We start from the raw sequence: 14,015 nt of genomic DNA on the forward strand, positions 1-14,015 counted from the left end.
GAGGGAAGAACCGATGAGCGACCCGGCGACACTCGGCGCGGCACCCGGCGCACGGCCCGGTACCTCCGACACCGACCCCGAGGCCCATCGCTGGTGGGGCCTCGCCGTCATCGCGATGGCGCAGCTCATGGTCGTGCTCGACGCCACCATCGTGAACATCGCCCTGCCCTCAGCCCAGCGCGAGCTGGGGCTGACCAACGGGAACAGGCAGTGGGTGATCACCGCGTACACCCTCGCCTTCGGCGGGCTGCTGCTGCTCGGCGGCCGGATCGCCGACCTCGTCGGCCGCAAGCGCACCTTCATCGTCGGCCTCATCGGCTTCGCCGCCGCCTCCGCGCTGGGCGGCGCCTCCCAGAGCCCGCCCATGCTCTTCGCGGCCCGCGCCCTCCAGGGCATGTTCGCGGCGGTCCTCGCGCCCTCCGCGCTCTCCCTGCTCACCACGACGTTCAGCGACGGCAGGGAGCGTGCGAAGGCGTTCGGGATCTACAGCGCCATCGCGGGCGGCGGGGCGGCCATCGGGCTGCTGCTCGGCGGCATCCTCACCGAGTTCCTGTCCTGGCGCTGGTGTCTGTACGTGAACGTGCCGATCGCCGCGCTCGCCGTCTTCGGCGCGTTCACGCTGCTGCACGACCGGGCCGGGCACAAGGAGTCCCGCCTCGACATCCCGGGCGTCGTCCTCGGCTGCGGCGGGCTCGTCGCCCTCGTCTACGGCTTCAGCGAGGCCGAGTCCTCCGGCTGGTCCTCACCGCTGGTCCTCGGCCTGCTGTGCGGCGCCGTGGTGCTGCTGACCGTGTTCGCCTGGTGGCAGACGCGCGCGCCGAGCCCGCTGCTGCCGCCGCACATCATCAACAACCGCAACCGGGGCGGCTCCGTCCTCACGATGTGCCTGACGACGATCGGCATGTTCGGGCTGTTCCTGTTCATGACGTTCTTCCTCCAGAACATCCTGGGCTACTCGCCGCTCAGGACCGGCCTGGCCTTCCTCCCGATGTGCGCGATGATCATCATCGGTTCGACGCAGATCGCCGCCCGGCTGCTGCACTTCGTACCGCCGCGCCTGCTCATGGGCCCCGGGCTGCTGCTCGCGGCGGGCGGGCTGTTCAGCCTCACCTTCATCGACACCCACTCCAGCTACGCGGGCCACATCCTGCCCGGCACGCTGATGCTCGGTCTCGGCATGGGGCTGACGTTCCTGCCCGTCATGTCGGTCGCCACGGGCGGGGTCGCGCCGAAGGACGCCGGGGTGACCTCCGCGACCGTCAACACGGCGCAGCAGGTCGGCGGCTCCATCGGTACGTCCCTGCTCAACACCGTCGCGACGACCAGCACCACCGCCTATCTGACGGGCCGCCTCGCGGCGGCGGCGCGCCAGGGCGGGCTCACCCCGTCGGAGAAGACCGCGCTCGTCAACACGGCTACGGTCCACGGCTTCACCGTGGCCATCGGCTGGGCGGCGCTCATCCTGGTGGTGGCGGCGATCCTCGCGATGGTGCTGGTCACGGCCCGCTCACCGCGCCAGCGGGAGGCGCAGAGGGAGCAGGCCGCCACCTGAGCGCCGGGTGAGTCACCGCGCTCGGGTGAGTCAGCCGCGCGCGGGTGCGTCGCCGCGTCCGAGCGCGTGCGATTCGGAATATCGGAATATTCGAGAATCACGGCGGACAGAACGCCATCGGCGGCTCGATCCTGAAGGCGGCCCCATCGGGTCATTCGGGCGAGAGGGGAACGACGTTGGCAAGGCGACTTCGCTTCATCGGCGCCAACTCCGGCAACGACGGCTGTCCGACGCTCTACGAAGACCTGGACACGGGTGAGGTCCTGGTCCAAGGAGACGCGGTGACCGACCCTGACGACGTGACCCAACTTCGCAACGTCAAGCCCGGGGAGGGGTTCGTGGTGGTGCCGCGCGCGCTCCTGGCCGACTTCGCCCCACGAGACGTCGACAGGGTGCCTACGGTGATCAGCTTCGATGAGTTCGGCGGCATGTTCCGTACCTTCGAGCACACCGCCTGGCGGCTGGAGACCCGCCGCCGGTACGCGTCGGACGAGGAGACCGATACGTACACCCGGTTCGCCCGGGGTGAGGATGCCGGGTGGGACCTGGACGACCCGTGGTGTGTGTCCCGGCGCGAACAGTCCGCACTCGGAAAGCGGTTCGAGCGCGTACGCGTCGTGGACGACCCACCGACCTTGGGCCAGCGGTACCTCCTGGACAACGCCCGCCGCAACAGGGCCGTAGGAGAGGACATCCGGAACCTGTGGCGGAGCGACGCCGAGCGGCTGAGGCTCCCCGCAGAGGACTTCTGGCTGTTCGATTCGCGCGTCGTCGCACGACTTCACTTCGACGGTGACGACCGGATGACCGGCGTCGAACTGATCACGGACCCTGTGGAGGTCCTGCGCGCCTGTCAGGTACGCGATGCCGCTTGGCACCACGCGGTCGCCCACGACCAGTTCGAGGGCCAGGTACCTTCCACCGAGTGAGCACCGACTTCCAACAGGCCCGGGTGGCCCTCGGCGCGCGGCTCCGTGAGCTGCGCGCCGCTCGCAGCTCACGGGGCGCGAACTGGCTACGGTGCTGCACTGGCCCCAGTCCAAGGTCAGCAAACTGGAGACGGGGCGCCAGACCGCCACAGCCGAGGACCTCCGGGCATGGGCACAGGCAACAGGGCATCCGGACGCCGCCGATGAACTGATCGCCCGCCTACGGACGCTGGAGTCCCGATCCCGCTCCTGGCGGCGCCGGCTGGCTGCCGGGCACAAGCCTGTCCAGGACGCACTCACCGCCGAGTACGCGCGATCTCACACGCTCCGGGCCTGGCAGGGCTCCATGGTGGTCGGGATGCTCCAGACACCCGACTACGCCCGCCACGTGTTCAGCCAGTACGCCGGCCTCCACCAGTCCGTCCGGGACGGGGAGGAGGCTGTACGGGCCCGCGTAAAGCGCCAGGAAATGCTCTACGAGCCGGGGAAGACCTTCCACATCATCATGTGGGAAGCCGCTCTCCACGCCCTGGTCTGCCCGCCGCCCGTACTGGCTGCCCAACTCGACCGGCTCATGGGTGTACTGGGGCTCGACACCGTCGCCCTGGGAATCGTCCCGCTGGGCGCCCCTCTCAAGCTCCCGCCGGCCAATGCGTTCTGGCTGTACGACGACCGCCTGGCCATTGCCGAGGACTGGCACGCGGAGCTGTGGTTGGACGACTCCGCGACCCTCGGCGTGTACCAGCGGGTCTGGCAGACACTCGCCGACTCCGCCGTCTACGGGGCTGAAGCCCATCGCGTGATCACACGCGCCCGGCGGGCACTCGACCTCATCTGAGAATCACCCCGAAGAAGCCCCGGCGCCGCTCGAATCAAGGCGAATCAAGGCCGCCGAGCAGCACCGGGCCACCACGCCCGCCCCAGGGTGCCCGGGCGGGCGTCGGCGGCGGGCGTCGGCGGCGGCGCGGTCAGAACCCTGTAACGCCCTACCCGCCTGCCCCCAGCCGGTGGAGGGCGTCGTCCGTCAGCCGGAACACCGTCCACTCGTCCTGCGGGAGCGCCCCCAGCGACCGGTAGAAGGCGATCGACGGCTCGTTCCAGTCGAGGACGGACCACTCCAGGCGCTCGTAGCCGCGCTCCACGCAGATCCGGGCCAGCTCGCCCAGCAGCGCCTTGCCGTGGCCGCCGCCCCGGCGGTCGGGGCGTACGTACAGGTCCTCCAGGTAGATCCCGTGCACCCCGCGCCAGGTGGAGAAGTTGAGGAACCAGAGTGCGAACCCGGCCGGTTCGCCGTCCTCCGTCTCCGCGAGGTGGGCGAACGCGGCGGGCCGCTCGCCGAACAGCGCCTCGTGGAGCTGCTCCTCGGTCGTGCGCACCTCGTGCAGGGCTTTCTCGTACTCCGCGAGCTCCCGGACCATCGCGTGGATCACCGGTACGTCTGCGGGTGTGGCGGTACGGATCATGGGCTCAGCTTGCCGTCCGCCCCGTCCCGCGCGCCAGCAGTGCCCGAGCGATGGACACCTGTACGGGGTCCAGCTCCGTGTCCCCCTCCTCCAGCCGCCACAGCAGGTTCTGGAGCACGCGCCCCAGCGTCCAGGCCGTGGCACGTGCGCGGTCCAGGCCCAGCGTCTCCGTCATCAGGTCGAAGCGCCAGAGCGTGTCGTCCGGGTCGAAGCGGTTGCGGAGCGCGGGCATCAGCTCGAAGCCCGGGTCGCCCGCCAGCGGCTTCGGGTCGATCGCCAGCCAGGGCTCCCGGTCCGCGGCGAGGACGTTCTCGAAGTGCAGGTCCCAGTGGAGCAGCCGGTCGCCGGGCTCGGCCGCGACCTCCCGTACCGCCGCCGCGCAGTCCAGCAGCAGCCGCCGGCCGGGCCCGGCGGGCAGGGTCGCCGCCAGGGCCGGGGTGTCGTCGAGCATCCGCGCGGCGATGTCCCCGAGGCGGCGCAGCTCCGGCGGGGCGGGCGTCGCGGCGAGCCGTGCCAGCAGCCCGGCGATGACCGGCAGGGCCGCGCGCGGCTCCAGCGCGTCGAGGTCGCCGGTGCGCAGCCGCTCCAGCAGCAGGGCGCCCGTCGTACCGTCGTACCGCAGCAGTCGTACGGCGCCGTCGCCGCCCCAGGCGCGCAGCGCCACCGGCTCCCCGGCCGTCTCGTCGTCCACCGGCTGGAGTTTGAGCATCGCGGGCGTGCCGTCGGCGTCCTCCACCGGCAGCACCAGCGCGCATCTGCCGGTCAGGGAAGGGCCGTTGACCCGCAGCTCCCAGCGCGCGAGCAGGTCGGCGGCCATGGAAGGAAGGGCCGCGAGGAACGCCCGGCCCGCCGCCCCGCCCTCCCTCGACTGTGTTTCCGCGAACTCCTCCGGAATGTCAATCACGCCCCCGATCCTAGGACCGTGGGTGAATCGCCCCATGCGCCGCATCCTTCACACGGTCCGCGTCCCGGTCCAACCGGTCCGCGCCTGGGTCACGCGTGCTCCGGGCACCTACCTCTGGCTGGCCGCGCTCTTCGTCACGACCGTCGCGCTGCACCGGATGTCGCCGGGTTTCGAGGAGACCTTCCTCCGCCAGCGCTCGACCAACATCCACGAACTGTCCACCGACCCCGTCCGGGTCCTCATCGCCAGCGCGTTCTGGATCGACGGCGGTACGTGGCTCCCGTACGCCGTGCTCTACACGGTGTTCCACGCCCCGGCCGAGCGGTGGCTCGGGACGGCGCGCTGGCTCGGCGTCGTCGTTCTCGCCCATGTCGGCGCGACGCTGGTCAGCGAAGGGGTGCTCGGCTGGGCCGTCCATCACGGGCACGCGCCGCAGTCCGCCGTCAACACCCTGGACGTCGGAGTCAGTTACGCGCTCGCGGGGGTGATCGCCGTGCTCACGTACCGGATTCCGCGCCCCTGGCACCTGCCGTATCTCGCCGTGGTGCTGATCTTCTTCGGCACACCGCTGATCGTCGGGCGCACCTTCACCGACCTGGGGCACTTCGCGGCCGTGCTCATCGGTCTCGCGTGCCGTCCGCTGACCCGGGAGGCGGCCACGAGGAGCGGCGCCGCCCGGCGTAACACCCGTGCCGCGTCCGGTCCGTAACCCGGAACGGACCTGGTCATGGCGGTCCGACTACGCTGACCCCGTGGTTCCCGGACGATGGAGTGTGAGCATGAACGCGGGTCGGACAGCGACGGTCCAGCAGACGGCGCCGGTACGGGCCGGGCACCGGCTGGACATCGCCCGCGCCGCCACCGGGCTGTTCCTGGCCAGGGGCGTGGAGCGCACCTCCCTCGCCGACATCGCCGACGCGGCCGGCATCCCGGCCAGCACGCTGTGGAGCCACTTCCCGTCCAAGGAGGAGTGCGTCACGCCGCTGTACTCCTTCGCCACGGAGCGGATCGCCCGGCGCCTCGACACCTGGCCGCCGGACCACCCCCTGATCGACGCCTTCGACGCGTTCGACGGCGAGGACTGGCTGACCCCGACGGGCCCCTCCGGCGAGGAGACCCTGCGCGCCATTCTCGACGCGCTGCGGCTCACCCGCGAGGAGCCGAGCCTGCACACCTTGTGGATACGGGAGAGCTTCGCGGCGCTGCCGCTCGTCGCGCGCGCGATCGCCGCCCGGTCCGGCCGCTCGGAACCCGGCATGGACGCCACGGTGCAGGCGGGCATGCTGCTCTCCGCGCTCCAGCTCGCCCTGCGCGCGTACGCGTGGACGCCCCCGGAGGAGCGCCACGCCGACCTGGTGGAAACCCTGCTCGAAGCGGTACGGATCGCGATGCGCGGGCTGCCCGCGTGACACCGGGTGCCCTGTCCGCCTGACGCCGCGCGGGCTGTCCGCCTGACCAGGGGATGCCGCCGATACGGGAGATTCGGCCGATCTGCTGGCTGCGTCCCATTCCTGTCGCTACGGTTCCTGACATGGCATCCAAGGACGAGCACTCCAAGGACGAACCTTCCGAGCAGGACCCTCTCCAGGCCGAATCCCTCAAGGCCACCGAATCCCTCAAGGACGAGTCCTCTGCCGAGGACTGGCCGCTCCCCCCGTCCTGGATGTGGGGGTGCACGGAGTGCACCGTGCTGTACAAGGCGATGAAACGGGCCCCCGAGGTGGTGGACGCGGCGCGGGTGGCGGGCGATCCCGGCATCGACTACGACCCCATGGACACCGTGGTGACCACGCAGATCCGGCTCGCGCGGCACATCGCCACCGACCACGCCGAGGACGTCCCTGCGGTGGACGAGAGCTGCGACCGCTGTGTGTCGGACGTCAAGGCCAAGCACTTCCCCGCCGTGCTCATGCTGGAGCACCGGGCCCGCCACCTCTTCGCACCGCCGAGCATCGCCGGCCTGATCTGACAGTCTGATCTGACGGTCAGGGCTGACGGTCAGGGCTGACGGCCGGGGCTGCCGGTAGAGGTCCCGGTCTCAGCGGAAGGCGGCGGCGTTCTCCCCGGCCCACTGCCGGAACGTCCTGGCGGGGGCCCCGGTGATCCGCTCGACGGTGTCGCGCACCCTCAGCAGTTCGTCGTTGACGTCGCCGCCCGTCACGTCGAGCACCGCGTCCGCCGCCTCGTCGCCGAGGAGCGCGGCCAACCGGCCGTGCGCCTCCCGCCGGTCGGTCTCCGCGCACGCCACGTCCCGGCCGAGGGCCGCGGCGATGGCCCCGATCTGCTGCCGGGGCGTGATCCGCGCCGGCCCGGTCAGTTCGTACGTACGCCCCTCATGCCCGGCGCCGGTCAGCGCGGCGCCGGCCACCGACGCGATGTCCGCCGGGTGGATGGTGGGCAGGCCGATGTCCGCGTAGGGCACGCGGACCGTTTCGCGCGCGCGGATCGTGTCGGCCCACAGCAGGGTGTTCGAGGCGAACTGCGTCGGCCGCAGGATGGTCCACGCCATGCCGCTGTCCCGGAGCGACCGCTCGACGGCCAGATTCTCGCCCGCGGGGCCCAGGTGCGGGTGGGTCAGGGCGGTGAGGGACGACACCAGCACCACCCGCTCCACACCCGCCTCCCGGGCCGCCGCCAGGATCTCCGCGTCGGGTCCGACGCGGGACACCAGGAACAGCGCGCGCACCCCGTCCAGCGCGGGGCGCAGCGACGCCGCCCTGGCGAGGTCGCCGTGGACCGCCTCGGCGCCGTCCGGGAACCCGGTCGCCCGTGCCCGTACGGGATCACGGGTGAGCCCCCGCAGGGGACCCGCGCCCGCCGCCAGGAGTTCCCGGACGAGGGCGCCGCCGATGTTCCCGGTGGCGCCGGTCACGAGGATCATGGGTCCGCTCCTTGCCTGCCGGGCCGCCGGCCCCCTGGCCGCCGGCCGTCGGCCGTCCGTGGTTGATCGGTACGGTCCGACGCTAGGACCTCAAGCCTGCTTCAGGTCAAGGACGCCCGTGACCTCCGGGGTCGCCGGTACGGCGGCCGGGCGGTGGCGCGGGAGGAAGAGGCAGAGGACGAAGGCGAGGAGCGCGGCCCCTGCACCGGTGGCCATGACCGCCCTGAAGCCGTCCTGCGAGGGCAGCGCGGTGGTGCCGAAGGTGATGGTCATCTGGGCGAGGACCACACCGGCGACGGCGCTGGCGAACGACGTACCGATGGACCGCATCAGCGCGTTGAGGCTGTTGGCGGCGGCCGTCTCGGACGCGGGCACGGCGCCCATGATCAGGGCGGGCATCGCCCCGTACGCGAAGCCGACACCCGCGCCGATGACGCAGGAGGCCAGGATGAGGTGCCACACCTCGGACATCAGCAGGATGTTGAGGACGTACCCGGTCGCGACGACGAGCGCGCCGATCATCAGGGTGACCTTCGGGCCCTTGCTCTTGGAGATGGCCGCGGAGAGCGGGGCCGTCGCCATCATGACCAGGCCCTGCGGGGCGAGGACCAGGCCGGTGTAGAGCATCGACTTGCCCAGGCCGTAGCCGGTGACCTCGGGGAGCTGGAGGAGCTGCGGGAGGACCAGGGACATGGCGAACATCGAGAAGCCGAGCGCCACCGAGGCCAGGTTGGTGAAGAGCACCTGACGGCGGGCGGTGGTCCGCAGGTCCACCAGCGGCTGCGCGGTCCGCAGTTCGAAGAAGCCCCACGCCACCAGGACGGCGGCCGCGAGGGCGAACAGACCGAGGACGGTGCCGCTGGTCCAGCCCCAGTCACCGCCCTTGGAGATGGCCAGCAGCAGGGAGACCAGGCCGGTCGCCAGACCGAGGGAGCCGACCAGGTCGAACCGGCCGCCGGTGCGCACCTTCGACTCGGGCACGAGCACCATGACGAGAACGGCGGCGGCGGCGCCGAGGACCGCCGAGGTCCAGAACAGCACGTGCCAGTTGAACTTGTCGGCTATGAGGGCGGCGGAGGGCAGGCCGAGCGCGCCGCCCACCCCGAGCGAGGCGCTCATCAACGCGGTCGCCCCGGCGAGCCGCTCGGCGGGCAGGACGTCCCGCATGATGCTGATGCCGAGCGGGATGACGGCGCCGGCCAGCCCCTGGAGGACACGTCCGACGATCATCGGGACCAGGGAGTCGCTGAGCGCGCAGACGACCGACCCGGTCACCAGCAGGGCGATGCTGACCAGCAGCATGCGGCGCTTGCCGTACATGTCGCCGATGCGCCCGGCGACCGGGGTGGCGACGGCGGCGGCGAGCAGGGTGGCGGTGACCGCCCACGCGGTGTTCGACGGCGAGGCGTCGAGGTACTTCGGCAGCTCCGGGACGATCGGGATCACCAGGGTCTGCATCAGCGAGACGACGATCCCGGCGAAGGCCAGGACCGCCACCACGGCGTTCGCCCTCGGCGGGGCGGAGCCCCCGGCGGCGTGCCGGGCGGGAGTGGGCGGAGTGTCGGACATGGAAGTGCCTCCGTGGGAACCCTCAGGTGTACTTGACTCACGCAACCATATTCCGATTGATTGACTTAAGCAACTTTACCCAACCGTGACCGGATACCGACGAAGGGCCCGCCTTACTTGAGTCAGGCAATCTTCAAACTCTTGCTTAACTTAGGCAAGCAGCTCTACGGTGGTCCCATGCCCACACCCCCGCCCCCGGCGGCACCGGCCCCCGAGCCCGCCCCGACGGATCTGAACGAGATCGAACGGAGTCTCTCCCGCCTCACGTACCTGGCGGGCCGGGCCCGGCACCACGAGCATCTGAAGACCGTGACCGGGCTCCCGCTCGACCGGGCCGCCGTGGCGATCCTGCGGCGCCTCGCCGCACGCGACTGCGAGGCGGCCCCGCGCCCCGGAACACTGGCGGTCCGGCTGTCCGTGGAGGCGTCCCATGTCGCCCGGCAGTTGCGCCACTTGGAGCAGCACGGCTATGTGGCCCGCGCCCCCGACCCGGACGACCGCCGCGCGCAGCGCGTCCGGCTCACGGACGCCGGACTGGCCGCCGTCGACCGCGTACGGGAGGTGAGCCGCCGGAGCGTGGAGGAGGCTCTGGCCGACTGGTCGCCCGAGGAACTGCGGGAGTTCGCCGCGCTCTTCCGCCGCCTGGCCGAGGACTTCACCGCCCGCTCCGAGAACAGTGTCGATGTACGGCCCTCCGCCTGACGGCGGAGCCGCGCCCCGCGCGGACCGGTCCTTATGACGAACGGTTTTGTCATGCAGAGCAGCCTCAACGAGAAGCTGTCGCCGCGCCGTGGTGACGGACAGCACGTCCTGGTCGTCGCCGACGACCCCGGTATCAACGAACTACTCACCACCACCCTGGAGTTGGCGGGCTACCGGGTCGGCATGGCGGGCACCGGCGCCGAGGGGATGATGCGGATCTCGCAGCACCGGTTCGACCTGGTCGTCTGGGACGCCACCCTGCCGGACCTGGCGGCCTTCGCCCGGGGCCGCCGCGTCGTCCCGGCTGACCGGCCCCCGCTGCTCTTCCTGGCCGCGTGCGACGCCCTCCCCCGCCTCGCCCCCGAACTCAGCCCCGGGGCCGAGGACTACGTCACCAAGCCCGTACGGATCGCCGAGGTGCTGGCCAGGGCCCAGGCCCTGCTGGGCGCCCGCCGCCCCGGCCCGGGCCCCGCGGGGCGGCCGGCCGGGCCGCCCTGCTACGGCGACCTGGTCCTGGACGACACCACCTGCCGGGCGCGGCGCGGGCCCCGCCCGCTCGGCCTCACCCCGGCCGAATACCGGCTGCTGCACCATCTGATGGCCAACGCGGAACGCGTGCTGTCGAAGGAACAGATCAGCCGGCACGTCTGGGGCGAGTTCCGCGCCGGGCAGGCGATCGAGAAGCTCGTCTCCCGCCTGCGCCAGAAGGTGGACCAGGAGGAGCCCGCGCTGGTCCACACCCACCGGGGCTTCGGCTACTGGCTCGGCTGCCCCAGCCACTGAGCCTTCCCCCGTACGGCAGGCCCGGCCCACCCCGCGCGGATCGCACGGCCGTTCCATCTCCCCAGGAATTGCAAACTTCTGCAATTGCCTAGATGCTGTACGGGCCGTGCGCCCCGGCGTGGGGGCGGTGCGGCGAGAGGGAGAGCGAGGGTTTCGTGGGGGTTCCGCTGTATCAGGCGAAGGCGGAGTTCTTCCGGATGCTGGGGCATCCGGTGCGCATCCGGGTACTGGAGCTGCTCCAGGACGGCCCGATGCCCGTACGGGACCTGCTCGCCGAGATCGAGATCGAGCCCTCCGCGCTCTCCCAGCAACTGGCCGTGCTGCGCCGCTCCGGGATCGTCACCTCCAGCCGCGAGGGCCCGACCGTCGTCTACGAACTGGCGGGCGGGGACGTCGCGGAGCTGCTGCGGGCCGCGCGGCGGATCCTGACCGAGATGCTGGCCGGTCAGCACCAACTCCTGGAGGAACTGCGGGACTCCGAGGTCTCCGCGCGATGACCCGGCGCATCGCCCCGCTGCCCCACCGCCATGTGCTGACGCTCCCCGCCAAGCCCGGGGCCGTACGGACGGCACGCGAGACCACCCAGCAGTTGCTGGCCGAGTGGGGCATCAGCCCGCACCATCCCGCCGTCGACCCGGCCCTGCTGATCCTGAGCGAACTGGTCACCAACAGCGTCAGACACGCCGCGTCCGTCTCCCCCAGCCTCACCGTCAGCTACGCGGCCGGCCACGACACCCTCGTGTTCGCCGTCCACGACCGCCACCCCTACCAGCCCACCCTCCGCACCCCGGCCCCCGGCACGGACCTGGGTTCCGGCGCCGCGTGCAAAGGGCTGGCCACCGTCGTCGAACTCACGTCCAGCCTCGCGGGCTCCGCGGTCGTACGCCAGGACGGGGACGGCGGAGGCAAGAGCATCTGCATCACGCTCCCGCTCTAGGCCCTGTCGCCCCGGCCCAGGAAGCCTCAGACCCTGCCCATGGCCCGGGTCACGGTGATCTCGATCGCCACCCGCTCCGGGTTGACGCGGGGCGGCTTGTAGCGCCGGGTGTAGCGCCGTTCCGCCTCGGCGACCGCTTCCGGGTCGCGGTTGACCACGGCGGTCCCTTCGAGCGTGGCCCACCGGGCTCCGTCGAACTGGCTGACCGCGACGAACGCGTCAGGTCCCGCCGCGAGAACGTTCCGGGCCTTCGCCGTCGCACCGCCGGTGATGACGCGGGCGATACCGGCCTCCGGATCGTAGGTCACCCCGACGGGCACCAGGTGCGGGGTGCCGTCGGGGCGGCGGGTGGCGAGCAGGCACACATGGCGCTCCTCCCAGAACGCGAGAAAGGCCGGGTCCGCGAGCAGGGTGCGTGATGCCATGGGGGACGTCTTCCGGGACGGGCGGAGAGGGGACGTGTCCGTCCCCCGGCGGAGCGGGCGGCCCGCCCACCCGATGCTACGTGCGGAGAACCGGCCGGGGACGGACGGGGAAGGACGGGGACGGACGGGGAAGGACGGGGAAGGAGCGCGGCCGGACGAGAAGCCCACGAGGATGTCCACGGTACGGAGCGCGGCCGGACCGGCGGAACGCCTTCGCTTTCCAGGACCGCGGCCTTTCATGCACCGGCCCGCGAATTGCCCTCGTTCGTGTGCACGCGACGGGCTTTCCGGACCGCCGCCCCCACGCCGACCGGATAGTGAGGGGACAGCGGCCGAATCCCAGAGAACCCGGAAGACCCAGAAGCCCCGGAAGACCCGGAAGCCCGGAAAGCAGAGGTGAGCGCCATGCGTACCGTCGAGGCGACCAACCGTGTCCAGCTCGTCTTCTCCCTGTTCGACGCCGACGGGAACGGCCTGCTGGAGGCCGGCGACTTCGAGCTGATGGGGAGCCGCGTCGTCGCGGCGGTGCCCACGGCCGGTGACGCCAGAAAACAGGCGATGCTCGACGCCTTCCGCCGGTTCTGGACGACGCTCGTCACCGAGCTGGACGCCGACGGCGACGGACGGATCAGCCAGGAGGAGTTCACCGCCTGTGTGCTGAATCCGGCGCGGTTCGACGCGGCGAGCGACGTGTTCGCCCGCGCGATGAGCGCGCTCGGCTCGCCGGAGGAGGACGGACTCGTCGCGCGCCCCGTCTTCGTGGCCGTGCTGACGGCCGTCGGCTTCCAACAGGCCAACATCGAGGCCCTGTTCGAAGCCCTGGGGCCCACGGACGACGACCGCGTCGCGGTGGACGCCTGGGCGGAGGCCATCAGGGAGTACTACCGCCCCGAGAAGGCCGGCATCGCCGGGGACCACCTGACCGCGGGCGTGGCCCTGTGACCCTGCCCCTCGACGGCACGGCCCCGGAGCGGGACCCCGACGCGGCGGGCGGCGTGGGCCTGACCGCCCTCATGGTGGCCGCCGCGCGGGCCATCGAGACCCACCGTCCGGCCCCTCTGGCGCGGGACGAGTTCGCGGAGCACTTCGTCCGGGCGGCACCGGCCTCGGCCGGCTGGCCGGTCCGGGCGGACCAGATCCCCGGGGGCCGCACGAACCCGTTCTGGGAACGGCTCGGCCGCTACTTCGCCGTACGCACCCGGGTCCTGGACGACCATCTGCTCCGTACGGTGGAGACGGGCGTGCGCCAGGTGGTGCTGCTGGGCGCGGGCCTGGACTCCCGGGCGTTCCGGCTCGGCTGGCCGCCCGGCTGCGTGATCCACGAGGTCGACACCGCGGAGATGCTCGCCTTCAAACAGGCGGTGCTCGACCGGTCGGGGGCCGTCCCCACGGCCGACCGCAGACCGCTCGCGGCCGACCTCCGCTTCGACTGGCGCGACGCGCTGCTCGCCGCGGGGTTCGACCCGGCCGTACCGACCGCCTGGCTCGCCGAGGGGCTGCTGCTCTACCTCCCGGCGGCGGCCGAGCGGCATCTCATCGCGACGGTGGCCGAGCTGAGCACGGCCGGGAGCACGCTGGCGTACGAGATCAAGGAGGTGGAGGGGGCGAAGGTGCGCGCCCACCCCCTCTACACCACGGCGCGGGAGCAGATCGGCCTCGACCTGCCGGCCCTCTTCGACCCGGAGCCGCGCCCCGCGTCGGCCGCCGAACTCGCCCGGCGGGGCTGGTCGGTCTCGGTCCGCTCCCCGTACGACTTCACCCGCCTCCACGACCACGGCCCCTTCCCCGAACCGGACGACCCGCTGGCGGCCAACCGCTGGATCTTCGCGGAGACGCCCGCCCCACAGCCCGGGAACGGATGACATCCCCG

At 72.0% G+C, this 14,015-nt stretch carries 16 protein-coding genes and 1 pseudogene; 12 read left to right on the top strand and 5 right to left on the bottom strand.

Features of this window, described 5'->3' with window-relative positions; all coding sequences use genetic code 11:
* Positions 1-13 precede the first annotated feature (13 nt).
* From ACIO3P_RS22050 to ACIO3P_RS22060, 3 genes and pseudogenes are all read left to right on the top strand, one after another.
* Positions 14-1,552 (top strand): MFS transporter, encoded by a 1,539-nt coding sequence (locus tag ACIO3P_RS22050; RefSeq protein ID WP_401853191.1) that lies wholly within the window; start codon positions 14-16, stop codon positions 1,550-1,552.
* Between the two features lie 176 nt (positions 1,553-1,728).
* Complete coding sequence (locus ACIO3P_RS22055) at positions 1,729-2,481, top strand: DUF6879 family protein (RefSeq protein WP_401853192.1); 753 nt, start codon at positions 1,729-1,731, stop codon at positions 2,479-2,481.
* Positions 2,478-3,319: pseudogene (locus ACIO3P_RS22060) on the top strand (helix-turn-helix domain-containing protein). Before ACIO3P_RS22055 ends, ACIO3P_RS22060 begins: the two are co-directional and overlap by 4 nt.
* A gap of 148 nt (positions 3,320-3,467) precedes the next feature.
* Here the strand turns inward: ACIO3P_RS22060 and ACIO3P_RS22065 are convergent.
* Both ACIO3P_RS22065 and ACIO3P_RS22070 read right to left on the bottom strand, forming a co-directional pair.
* Positions 3,468-3,944 carry a GNAT family N-acetyltransferase gene (locus ACIO3P_RS22065; protein WP_329824875.1) on the bottom strand — a complete coding sequence of 159 codons (477 nt, stop codon included), beginning with the start codon at positions 3,942-3,944 and terminating at the stop codon, positions 3,468-3,470.
* 4 nt (positions 3,945-3,948) lie between these two features.
* Positions 3,949-4,884, bottom strand: coding sequence for an aminoglycoside phosphotransferase family protein (locus ACIO3P_RS22070; protein WP_401853194.1), 936 nt, complete (start codon positions 4,882-4,884; stop codon positions 3,949-3,951).
* Here ACIO3P_RS22070 and ACIO3P_RS22075 point away from each other — a divergent pair.
* The 3 genes from ACIO3P_RS22075 (at position 4,883) to ACIO3P_RS22085 (ending at position 6,817) form a co-directional block, all read left to right on the top strand.
* Complete coding sequence (locus ACIO3P_RS22075; RefSeq protein WP_329824873.1) at positions 4,883-5,557, top strand: rhomboid-like protein; 675 nt, start codon at positions 4,883-4,885, stop codon at positions 5,555-5,557. The genes ACIO3P_RS22070 and ACIO3P_RS22075 overlap by 2 nt on opposite strands.
* 70 nt (positions 5,558-5,627) lie before the next feature.
* Positions 5,628-6,257 (top strand): helix-turn-helix domain-containing protein, encoded by a 630-nt coding sequence (locus tag ACIO3P_RS22080; RefSeq protein ID WP_329824872.1) that lies wholly within the window; start codon positions 5,628-5,630, stop codon positions 6,255-6,257.
* Positions 6,258-6,379: 122 nt separating this feature from the next.
* Positions 6,380-6,817 (top strand): hypothetical protein, encoded by a 438-nt coding sequence (locus tag ACIO3P_RS22085; protein WP_401789361.1) that lies wholly within the window; start codon positions 6,380-6,382, stop codon positions 6,815-6,817.
* 69 nt (positions 6,818-6,886) lie between these two features.
* Here the strand turns inward: ACIO3P_RS22085 and ACIO3P_RS22090 are convergent, their stop codons facing one another.
* Both ACIO3P_RS22090 and ACIO3P_RS22095 read right to left on the bottom strand, forming a co-directional pair.
* Entirely contained in the window at positions 6,887-7,729 is an 843-nt protein-coding gene (locus ACIO3P_RS22090; RefSeq protein ID WP_401853197.1) for an SDR family oxidoreductase, read from the bottom strand.
* A 90-nt stretch (positions 7,730-7,819) separates the two neighbouring features.
* Complete coding sequence (locus ACIO3P_RS22095) at positions 7,820-9,298, bottom strand: MFS transporter (RefSeq protein WP_401853199.1); 1,479 nt, start codon at positions 9,296-9,298, stop codon at positions 7,820-7,822.
* Between the two features lie 177 nt (positions 9,299-9,475).
* Here ACIO3P_RS22095 and ACIO3P_RS22100 point away from each other — a divergent pair, with 177 nt between their 5' ends.
* The 4 genes from ACIO3P_RS22100 (at position 9,476) to ACIO3P_RS22115 (ending at position 11,720) form a co-directional block, all read left to right on the top strand.
* The gene (locus ACIO3P_RS22100; RefSeq protein ID WP_329824868.1) at positions 9,476-10,000 is read left to right on the top strand and encodes a winged helix DNA-binding protein; all 525 of its coding nucleotides are present in this window, start codon (positions 9,476-9,478) and stop codon (positions 9,998-10,000) included.
* A 51-nt stretch (positions 10,001-10,051) separates the two neighbouring features.
* Complete coding sequence (locus ACIO3P_RS22105) at positions 10,052-10,783, top strand: response regulator transcription factor (protein WP_329824867.1); 732 nt, start codon at positions 10,052-10,054, stop codon at positions 10,781-10,783.
* A gap of 155 nt (positions 10,784-10,938) precedes the next feature.
* A complete protein-coding gene (locus ACIO3P_RS22110; protein ID WP_329824866.1) occupies positions 10,939-11,280 on the top strand; it encodes a metalloregulator ArsR/SmtB family transcription factor in 342 nt (113 codons plus the stop codon).
* The gene (locus tag ACIO3P_RS22115) at positions 11,277-11,720 is read left to right on the top strand and encodes an ATP-binding protein (protein WP_401853202.1); all 444 of its coding nucleotides are present in this window, start codon (positions 11,277-11,279) and stop codon (positions 11,718-11,720) included. Before ACIO3P_RS22110 ends, ACIO3P_RS22115 begins: the two co-directional genes overlap by 4 nt.
* 26 nt (positions 11,721-11,746) lie before the next feature.
* Here ACIO3P_RS22115 and ACIO3P_RS22120 read toward each other — a convergent pair whose 3' ends face one another.
* Positions 11,747-12,145 carry a pyridoxamine 5'-phosphate oxidase family protein gene (locus ACIO3P_RS22120; RefSeq protein ID WP_401853204.1) on the bottom strand — a complete coding sequence of 133 codons (399 nt, stop codon included), beginning with the start codon at positions 12,143-12,145 and terminating at the stop codon, positions 11,747-11,749.
* Between the two features lie 405 nt (positions 12,146-12,550).
* On the opposite strand from ACIO3P_RS22120, the gene ACIO3P_RS22125 reads away from it, so the two are divergent.
* Both ACIO3P_RS22125 and ACIO3P_RS22130 read left to right on the top strand, forming a co-directional pair.
* A complete protein-coding gene (locus ACIO3P_RS22125; protein ID WP_329824863.1) occupies positions 12,551-13,087 on the top strand; it encodes an EF-hand domain-containing protein in 537 nt (178 codons plus the stop codon).
* 71 nt (positions 13,088-13,158) lie between these two features.
* Positions 13,159-14,007 carry an SAM-dependent methyltransferase gene (locus tag ACIO3P_RS22130; protein ID WP_401853262.1) on the top strand — a complete coding sequence of 283 codons (849 nt, stop codon included), beginning with the start codon at positions 13,159-13,161 and terminating at the stop codon, positions 14,005-14,007.
* Positions 14,008-14,015: the final 8 nt, after the last annotated feature.

Source organism: Streptomyces sp. NPDC087310 (assembly GCF_044744405.1).
In the GTDB taxonomy this organism is placed as follows: Bacteria; Actinomycetota; Actinomycetes; order Streptomycetales; family Streptomycetaceae; genus Streptomyces.